Origin of the sequence: Comamonas odontotermitis, from assembly GCF_014207855.1 — a bacterium.
Taxonomy (GTDB): Bacteria; Pseudomonadota; Gammaproteobacteria; order Burkholderiales; family Burkholderiaceae_C; genus Comamonas; species Comamonas odontotermitis_A.
In genome coordinates, this window is record NZ_JACHKZ010000001.1 from 441,809 (window position 1) to 450,194 (window position 8,386).

Sequence of the window (8,386 nt, forward strand, 5' to 3'; positions counted from 1 at the left end):
GAGCACCTGACAACAAATAACTTTTTAGGCTCATCCTCATAACTCAATACCTTTAGCACCCTATTATTCTCAGAATTTCTCACCAAAGGGTTATATCTAAAAATCATGAGATATGCCAAGAATGCATGGATTAAACTAAATATCAACATTAAAAAACCAGAAACTGCCAGTATAATACATGTTGCATCAAATTTGCCTTTCGAAGGAAAGGAAAAAAAACTATACAACAAATATAAAAATACCACCCCCCCAACAAGCGACAAAATAAAGTGCTTTTTCCCGCGCCCCACCACAATAGTATTACGCATTATTTCTTACCTGCTTGAGTGCCAACCATTGACCCAGTAAAACTCACTGATGCCCCAGGAATTCCTGATATTGCACGAGGTATTATTTGGTTAATTGTCGAGCCAAAAGAAGAGAAACTCACACCATAAGTTGCAGGAGCTAATATTGCAGACAGCGCACCGCCAACTGAACTACCAATAATAGATCCAATATTGAATCCACAAAAATTCTCAGAGCCTATTTTCTGACTCTGACCCAAAACATTACCAAGCGCACCACTAAGCGCCCGGCTGAATGCCTGGCCAGCTAGGCTTGGGCCAATCAATGGTCCCAACCCGCCCACCACTGCTCCGCCAAGACCTCCAATTAACGCACCTGTTAGCACATTTCCTCCATTGATAGATGCGCCAACGGCACCACTGATGGCACCAACAATGCCACCAGCTATTGCGCCAGGTATTCCAAATTCACCAGTTGGATCAACGAAATGAATTGGATTGTTAAGTGCATATCCATATAAGTTTGAATCTCCCCCATAGAATAGGATCGGATCCTTCGCAGTCCATCTCCCCGTCTCTGCATCGTAATCCCGAGCCCCGAATCGCGTCAGGCCCGTATCAGGGTCGTACAGCCCCCCAGCAAACCCAAAGGGCTGGAAGTTGGGGTTGGTGTCTTCCGTCACATTGCCCCATGCGTCGTAGTCCAGGCGCTGTTTGACTTCTCCTGTCTGTGTATCAATCACCAGCCGCACGCTGCCCAGGTGATCAGAGATGAACTTGTACTGCTTTCCATCACGCTGCATGCCCGATGGCGAGTTGAGGTTGTCGCCATACAGAAAGACGCTCTTGATGGCCCCTGCTGCATCCAATTGGGCAATGGGCCGCAGGCTGTCCAGGTGCAGCAGGCCATACTGCAGCACTCCATTCTTTCGTTTGCCTATGCGGCGATTCGCTGGATCAATGATGTACTCGATGCTGGTGTTGTCTGCAAGCTTGACGCTGCGCAGGTTGCCCAAGCTGTCATACACATAGTCTGTTTTGCCCGCTGCTGTGGTTTTAGAGAGCAGGTCTCCAGCATCGTTGTACTGGTAGGTGTTGCCCTTCCAGGTAAGCAGTCGGTCTTCTGTGTCATAGGTGGCAATGGGGGTACCGTTTTCATGGGTGCGGTTGCCATTGGCATCGAACGACCATGTGGTCTGCGTACCATCCTTGGTGTAAGAGACAAGGCGTCCAGAGTTATCGTAGCTGTATTGGTAGGTGCTTTGCACACCTATGAGCTGTTCCTTTTGTGCAGTGATGCGGCCAATGTCGTCGCGCTCATAGTCAAACTGGGCAGCAAAACCATAGGTGGATGTATTTGCAAGCATTGCGTTGAGCAATGCATTCATTTCATCAAAAATCACCTGTATTGCCGGGCTGACGAAGCTGGTACAGGGCAGATAATCCCACCCAGTGATCAGGCAAGGGCCGCCTTTGAGCCTTCCCTCCAAGCTGCTGAGGGCTTGTTGAATTCCAGCCAACGATGCTCCATCTTGAGCAATCCATACCTCGATGCTTTCTAGCTCATTCCTAACCAGCTCCACACAATAGTTAGGCTCTCGCGTGACGGGACTGCCGTATTGGGTCAGGTATTGACTCCGGGTATCAGCATCTAGGTACTTGTCATCAGGAACCCAGCGGATACCGTCCGTGGTGTCCCACCAACCAGAGGAACTACAGTTGTCTTGCTTGATGACTTCAGGCAACACCGCGGCAGTCAACAAGCTGGCCTTGGATGCAAGGGCGACCAAGTCCGCCTGCTTGTTGGGTATAAAAATCGAGCCAGGTGCGACATGCGATGTCCGGCCCACTTCCATGAAGCTGTTGTAGTGGTATGTGGACGCGTATTTTTTGAACGAAGTGGTACTCAGTCTGCCGTCGGCTTTTCTGCCAATGCTCAGGTCTCCAAACTTGGAGGCCCTTTTAAGCGCGTCGTATTCAAAGGGCAGTGAGTAGGCAGATGAGCCCGCCGTGATGTCGATCTTGGTTGCAAGAATGCTTCTGTTCAGGGTTCTCTGAACACTTCCGCTGATGTCTCCGGACCAACGCGTTCCACTTGGGATGACGTTGGTGTAGTCAATAGCGATCTTGTTGTTTCCAAGCGCGATGGATGTGGGTGCTCCAACATTGTCGTAGGTGATGTTGGTGGTTCCCTGCCCATGCTGAATGCTAGATGGCCGTCCACCCAGGTCGTAGGTGATGGCAATGGACTGGCCTCCGGGGCGAGTGATTTTCGTCAACTCCCGATCAAGGTTGTAGGTCCAAGTCGTGGCCTTCGATGCGATGTCGTAGCTTGCAGGGTTATTGATAGCGTTCCAAGAAAAGCGATGCTCGACGCCTGCAGGGGTGCGCAGGCTGGTCATGTTGCCTACCGGGTCATAACGGTATTCAACCGATCTGCCATCAGGCCCAGCGGAATTGGTCAATTGGCCTTTGGCATCGTATTCAAACTTGCTCTCTTGTCCCAATGCATTGGTGATGCTCGCAAGCTGCCCTTTGCCGTTGCCAGTGGCGTGGTAGGCCATTTGCGCAAAACGGGTGGAAGACACAGGAGTCTGGTCTTGCACTGACGAATAGCCATCACTTTGAATTCGTGTTGGCCGTCCCTTGCCATCTCGCTCAATAGAAACACTTGCACCATCCGTTGGCGTAACGGATGTTGGCCGCATTTGGTCATCGACAGAGGCGTAGGCCTTCTCTCCCAACGGCCCTGTGAGCTCCAAATAACCATTCCTATAATCTATCTTGCTTGATATCCCATTCTCATTCCATGAAGCACTCCATACCCCAGATCCAACATTGCTAGACACATTAACTCTATTGTATATAGAATCAAAACTGCCTGTGAAATAAATATACTCATCTTTGGTGTTGGACGAGGAATTGTATCCATCTGCACCATATCCTCTTGAAGAGTAATCACTCAAGCTGTGTCGCAGACCGTTCTCATACGTGGTCGAGAAATTATTAGAATAATACGGTGATGACGTCCATTTTTTCGTCAATCCATCAGGATTGATGATGATCTTTTCTGAGCTATAGTATTGCTGAAGCGGTTGGCTGTATTTGAATACACGGCCTTCAGTACTTGTCAGGATGTTGAATTTCCTCTTTTGCCCGGCAAAATTCTCCTCGGCGGTTCCTAACGACCAACCACCTCCTGCCGCATCCTTATTCCAGGCAAGACGACCGTCAGACCAGCCGAATTTATCCGTATGGCCATTCGGGTCTGTATAAGATGCCAGCCGTTTCTGGCTCACCAAATCAGTTCCATATGCCATTTGGTGCACGCCCCCACCAGGAAGGCTGACCTTGGACAACATGCCCATGGCATCATAAGAAAACGTAGTGGCTTGGTCATCAAAGCCTCGGATGGAAGTGATCCGTCCTGCTCCATCGCGGTTGATCAGCGCAGTATCACCATCGGCGGTTTTTACCGACCCAATATGGTCTCCGTTATAGCCATATTCAATGATGGATGCACCTGAGAAAGCATTGACCGTGGACTTTATCTTGCCATTCAAGTCAAAGACATCGGCAAACAGCCCGTCATCGCGCAGAACATAAGAGTCGCCATTGGCATAGCCCGGCAACTTTCCTGCTTGCTTATAAATATAGTTATCAATTCGCCAGAGCTCTTTGGCCGAATTGAGGAAGAATTTATCTTTAATGCCAGTGGTGCCCACCACCCCGGAGCTATTTATGTAGCGGTAATAGCCTCTTTTATTGTCATAAAAATACAAACCCCCTTCATTATCTGGAACCATAGACTCAGAAAAATTAATCTCCAGACCAACCCCAAGCCCATCGTCCACTCCAGTACCGCCACCTGCCATCAGTTTGATGGATCCACCAGGGCTTATATAGGATATTTTATAAGCGTTTGAATTTGAGAATATCCAGATACCGCCACGGTTATCATTTTTCACATCATAGATATAACCAAGATCCTGAATATTCAAATTAGAACGTTCACCATTCGAAGCTATCTGATTTAATTTTAAATTAACATCTGTATAAAAGATATTGTTATCTGCATCGATTGCAAATTTTTGAATATCTAACTTTCCTGAAGTGGCATACTTAATGTTAAGTGTTCTAACAGTTCCAGATGTCTCTATAACTCTCACCACAGTTCCATCTTGATCAGCAAGATAGATGGAGCCATCAATTCCCTCAACAATATTCCTTACACGATTAAAAAGTGCGTTCTTAGCCAGGCCCCCGTCACCGGAATAGCCCATTTGATTTTCGATACCTGCGATGAGCTCATACGATCCACTAGTAGAAATTTTATAAATTAAATTATCATTATTTGCACCATTACTGGAAGCAATGCCATAGAACCCACCACTTTTTGAGGCAATGAATTTAGAGAAATAATTCCCAGGTTGGAGATTTTCTAGTTTTGCTACTTTTGCAAAATCCTGAAGGCTGACCTTGGCAATTTCTGGCTGCTGCCCTCCGGTGTAAAGACGTCCATTCGATTTGTCGTAGTACTTCAATCCGGTCAAAACCCAGCCGCCAGCATTGCTGACAAATACGTCGGGGCTGTCGTTTTTGAGAAATGTGGTCCAGCTCATCGTGGCGTAAAACTCTGTGTTGCCAGAGTCTCGTGACATGCCAACACCACCACCTGCGCGGGAAGAGAGCGCAGAAAACGCCGAACCTGCACCTGCGCCTGATGCGTAGTAGACCAAGGGGTATACATGCTGCACACCAATTTGCGCCTTTGCGCCTTGCGGCATGAAGCGGCCATAGGCATCTTTTCCGTTCCATTCGAAATCCCAGAATGCGCCTTCCTGGAAGGGACCGTAAGCCGTGTGCTCCAACCGTTGGCCCGCAATATCGGCGCGGACCTTGATCTTTTTCAGGCTCGCTGGCACAGGTTTGTCTTTTTTAAGCAGTGGCACGCGATAGCTGGCAGCAGAGGTTTTGCGACTGTCGTAATACAGGTTGAAAGGTGAGCCTGGAATGGCGATTCCTTGCCCGAGCGAGCGGTCCTGGAAGATGTCGCAACCAGCCTTGGCGCAGCAATCCTGGCCAGACTTGCAGGTATCGTCGTCTGGATCAGCAGGAGGCTCGGGCGGGCCGTCTGCATCGTTGGGGGGGCCATAGGGCTGATTCAGGTCCCAGGGCGTAAAGTGGCTGATTCGCGTGCGCCAGAGTTTCTTGCCTGCGGGATAGATTTGTCCAAGCACAGCCAGCTCCTGATCGGAGAGCCCCAAGCTACTCAATTCAGCAGGTGTGGCTGGGCGGGCTTCTTTGCTTACCTGAACTGTGGCTTTGCCTGCATCAATACTCAAAATGCTGATGACACGGCCGTTTTCGGAGCCAATCCAGGTTGCCTGATCGTAGTCGTACCATCCCAAGGGAACCGTTTCTCCGATGGGGAATTCCAGAAAATTCTCCAGGTAAAGCGGTATGGGCTGGCTCAATTGCACAGACTTGGCGCCGGCAGCAATGGCTTCATCAGAAGACAGCTCCACCGCATAGGTGTAGCCCACCGAGATAGGCAGCATGCCAGGCATGGCATTGGGGCCTGTTTCGCCCATGGTGTATTCCGTGGCCCGGAAAGTCAGTTGCGGCAATGGCTGCGCGCTTCCATCTGCCAGTTTGAGTTGGGCCTGGGTGTTGGGTGGGAAAAGGGCCAATGCTGTCCGCTGCCCACGCATGTCGTTTGTGGTGGAGCCCATTCCTACTTGCCACTGCTCGCTGCCAAGAGCAATGGCAGTGGCACGGCTATCCAAAGTAATCAGCGCTACTTCTTCTGCAATGTTGAAGTCTCTCCAGTTGGTGTCGAGCTTGCGTTGTGCTTTCATGTAACCGGGCTTGCTGTATTCCAGCACCATCATGCCCAGTCCATTGGCCGCCATGTCGAACCAGCCGTCGCTTCGCGTTTGGGTGTGCCCAAATTCTGGATGACCCCAAACGCTCACCGTTACACCGGGGAGCGGGTTGCCATTGCGGTCTGTGACTTTGCCACGCAAGACGATCGCCTTTTCCGGAGAAATAACTGTAGGGTCAATGTCTTTTTGCGTCGGATTGGGGCCTTTGTAGAGAAATTCGCTCGATTGTGCGAACGGGGTTCCCAGTTGCAGCGTTGTCGCCTCTTTGGAAGGGTCTGCAGGAATGTCCGCTGGGTTGGTCACCGAGAGCAGCAGGCTTTGGGTGGTGGTACGCCCTTGACCGTCGGTAGCCGACAATGTGATCAGGTGTTCGCCAACATCTACGGATGTAGGCGTCCAATTCAACTGTGCTGGGTTGCCGCCTGAAGCGGTCAAAGCACCAGGGGTTTTAGAACTGCGAACCACCGAGACGGATAGCGGCTTGCCATCGGCATCTTTGGCTTCGACCTGCAAACTCCACGGCTTTGCGACTTCCAGTTGCTGAGCATGGGTAACACTCAATGTGGGATTTTTGAGCCCCAGGGGATCGGGATTTACGGGGTCAACAGGTCCTCCATCGGTGCGCCCTGCATTGGCGTCAATTCGGATGAAGAGCTGTCCATCGCTGATCGCGCCGTAGAGGGCCATCAGATCCGGGGTGTTGAGAACATTGTCACCTTCGGGGTCAGTGGCGAGTGCCGATATACCGGCCCAGTCCGCAATGCTGGTGTCGTGGATGCTGAGTTTGGAGAGTGCATTGGCCGCACTGACAACGCCGGTGACCAAGGCAGAAGATGCCAGCACGATGGTGCAGATCGCCACAACGGCGTTGCCTTTAATACGGCCTGTTTTGATGCCCCACCATCCAGCCACAGCCATGGCGGCGGCAAGTGCAGCAATGAGTGCTGCGCTCATCAGTGGCACTGGCGTGGCGCTGCTGGTTTGAGGGTTTGGTACCGTAAGACCGATGGAGCCATTCCCCTGCCCACTAACCGGACTGATGAGGTAATCGCCCGAGGCACCCACGTTGAGCGTCAGGTACTGGCCTGGCTTGACGCCCAGTTGCGCCATGGGAATGGCCGCTTCAATGTGCTCGGTGATTTTTCCCGCAGCTGTTGTGCTGGCGAGCTTGCGGGCGCCGGACTCTACCGGAGCGGGGCTGCCCCAGGCATTGTTGCTGCAGGTGGCAAGGGTAACTGCGTTAACGGTTGCGCCCGTAGTGTCCTGGGTGGTGTCGATATGGACCTGGTAGTCGATACCGGAGAGGCTTTGGGAGCCCGAGGCATCTTGAACCGTGGCAGAGCAGCCGGTAGTGCCGCTATTTGCGCCACCATCCGTATCGATATACAAGGTGTAGCGCTGGCTTCCGGTTGCTTGTGCGAACGTAGGGGAGGGAAAGCATGCATAGATCGCAATGGCAATTGCCAGGAACTGCAATGCCCACAAGCTGATAGATTGGCTAGTCTTCTGCACCGCCCAATCGAGGAAAACACGAATTGGGCTGGCCTTTCTTGCGCGCATATATCTGTCCCCTCATGTCACAGCGATAGCTGAAGACACCTTGGATTTGTTAATTAATTGCTGGAAACTATTTCATAAGGTAAAGTTTTTGTCAAAGGTGGTTGCCAGAGGTAGCGGCTTTGACACCACAGGTCGATCAATGGCCAAGGGCTTTTGGCCGGTTTTGGTGGTCTAGGACGAAGAAGTGATTTCAACTCCGGACATTCGCTTGCTCGCCTGCATGGCCCTGAACGTTTTAATATGTTCCAGGGCTGTAGATAGAGCTTGCGCGATACGCCAGCTCCCGCACACCAAAATACCGTGGCACCAAGCAGGCCTAGACCTTGCTCCCACTCCGGCGCAGCAGAGAGTAGGATAGTTGCGATGCGACCATAAACAGCAGCAGTCGTTGTAAAGGGCTTTGTTGCACAAATCCGGGCCGCAGCGGTAGTAGGCTCGGATGATGAGTGAGACGAACTGGGGTCGGCGCAAGTACCGCACCACAAACTGGAAGGCGTACAACGCAGCACTGAAGGCTAGAGGCGACTTGAGCATCTGGCTGGATAAAGACATGCAGTGGCTGGCTCCTGCGAGCGGCAAGCGTGGGCGCAACCAGACGTTCTCTGATGCCTCCATCCAGTTTTGCCTGACCATCAAATGCTTGTTTGGCCT

General features: G+C 51.3%; 2 protein-coding genes. One reads left to right on the top strand and one right to left on the bottom strand.

Features of this window, described 5'->3' with window-relative positions; all coding sequences use genetic code 11:
- Positions 1-307 precede the first annotated feature (307 nt).
- Entirely contained in the window at positions 308-7,735 is a 7,428-nt protein-coding gene (locus HNP33_RS02000; RefSeq protein ID WP_184704695.1) for an RHS repeat-associated core domain-containing protein, read from the bottom strand.
- 442 nt (positions 7,736-8,177) lie between these two features.
- Between HNP33_RS02000 and HNP33_RS02005 the strand changes: the two genes are divergently transcribed.
- On the top strand, positions 8,178-8,386 hold a 209-nt coding region (locus HNP33_RS02005; protein ID WP_184704696.1), incomplete at its 3' end, for a transposase.

Bases quoted from the DNA above. Each gene is read 5' to 3' on its own strand.
- HNP33_RS02000 (WP_184704695.1), bottom strand. From the start codon at position 7,735: ATGCGCGCAAGAAAGGCCAGCCCAATTCGTGTTTTCCTCGATTGGGCG.